We start from the raw sequence: 1,732 nt of genomic DNA, 5'->3' as shown, positions 1-1,732 counted from the left end.
TTCACTTAACGTTTTGTATCTGCGGCGGCTTTCCACCTTAGATAGCTCCTATCTTAGGTGGAAAGCTGCGGGCAGTATGACCTATAAGCACGCCCTTTATGCAGATATTTTGTTAGCTGATTTGGACGCCTTCGAAGTTCAGCAGTCCACACGGACGTGGACCCTTAAACTATCTCGCTCAACTTATTGTTAAAAACTCTTTTTAGTATCATTGACTTTAACAATCATGGGATTATTCCAATCTTGGTTATCAATAATTATATCTGCTAAAATTTCTGGTGGAAACATCTCAAGATATTTTTTTTGTGTAGGTATATACTTTTTATCATATTTTTCAAGAATCTCTTCACCAAACTTTGGAACATCTCGTTTAATAGCTCTCTCCTTAACTATTTCAAATGGTACATAAATGAAAATGCTAAAATCTAGAAAGCCCCTAACTTCTTCTCTTAAAATAAATACACCTTCCAATATAACAATAGTATTTGAAGTAACCTTATATGTTCTTTCTAAATCATACTTGTCTGTCTCTAGATTAAGTGCCATATATTTTTTGAAAAGTTTTTTTTCAAACTTGATTGGGTCTAATATTTCGGAAATTAATCTGTTGTATTCAAAACTTTTATAGAAATAGTTATAAACTTCATCATCTCCATAATATCTGATAGACTTTGGGTTATGGAAATCATCAATATGAATAATTTGAACTTCACAATCCATATCTTGTAAGTGCTTCTTTAGTTTTTTTGAAAACATTGTTTTACCAGATGTATCAATCCCGTTAATCCCAACTACTAATGGACTTCCATTGTTTTTTTGATTTAATATTAAATTTGTTAATGTTTTCATCAATGATTCGACATTATCCATAATATACTCCTTTGTTTTTCCCAGCGCCAAGGACGGCGCGTGCTCTTGCGTCCACTTTCAGCTAACGTCGTTGATTCACAACGTTCCTGAACCGAACCCGCAGAGCCCTTCTTCTCTGGCACGCCTGCGTCGGTGAAGGAATGTGGTGAGTCCTTCTTCATGTTCAAACTTCAAAGGCCTGCTCCATGTCCTTTCTAACGAGCCCTTGTGTGAATCTGTTGTTAGCTGGAGTCGGACGCCCCGTGACTCGGAGGCACACAAGGACGTGTGCCCCTTAACTAACCTTACCCAAGTAAAAAACCATTAATTTTCTAGCGTCATTTCATTATTTAAAGAACAATCAATAATTGTATTCATATGTGATTGAATATAGAATATCACTGTAAAATACAAAAAGAACAATAGTATGGTCTTATCTTTTGAAATTCTATTCTCAATTGAGTTATCAGCTTCAATTATTGAAATTTGGTTACTTATTTGTATTAGATTTCTTATTATAATAATTAACCATAGTATTACCAATGCAAAACCTAATAAAAATAAAATAAAAAAGTATAGAGTTTTAATAACAGCTGGGTTGCCTAATAAAATAAAAATCAAAATGTATGGTATCAGAATACTAAATATAACAATTACCTTTCTTTTTATGTTAAATACTCTTTTCCTTGATAGAGTATTCAATTCACTCATTAATTGAAACATCCAGAAGAAAAAATATAGAGACATTGTAATCAAAGTCAATAAATACACTATAACTGGTTTTCTCTTTTTCAAATCAAGTCTCACCCTTTGTTTTAAATCTTTCAAAGCCCTGCTATAAACACCGCACCACGGATGGTGCGGTTTGCGTCTGATTGCAGCT

2 protein-coding genes are annotated in these 1,732 nt (G+C 33.4%); both read right to left on the bottom strand.

Annotation, left to right across the window (positions count from 1 at the left end):
- Nucleotides 1-189: 189 nt before the first annotated feature.
- Complete coding sequence (locus RBH29_RS17570) at nucleotides 190-870, bottom strand: nucleoside/nucleotide kinase family protein (protein ID WP_306698311.1); 681 nt, start codon at nucleotides 868-870, stop codon at nucleotides 190-192.
- A 303-nt stretch (nucleotides 871-1,173) separates the two neighbouring features.
- Nucleotides 1,174-1,732: hypothetical protein (locus RBH29_RS17565; RefSeq protein ID WP_306698310.1), on the bottom strand; the 559-nt coding region annotated here is incomplete at its 5' end.

This window comes from Herbivorax alkaliphila, from assembly GCF_030848475.1.
Lineage (GTDB): Bacteria > Bacillota > Clostridia > Acetivibrionales > Acetivibrionaceae > Herbivorax.
This window is presented reverse-complemented; position numbering and strand designations above follow the sequence as displayed.

Excerpts from the sequence above, each read along its gene's own strand:
- RBH29_RS17570 (WP_306698311.1), bottom strand. The coding sequence starts at position 870 with ATGGATAATGTCGAATCATTGATGAAAACATTAACAAATTTAATATTA.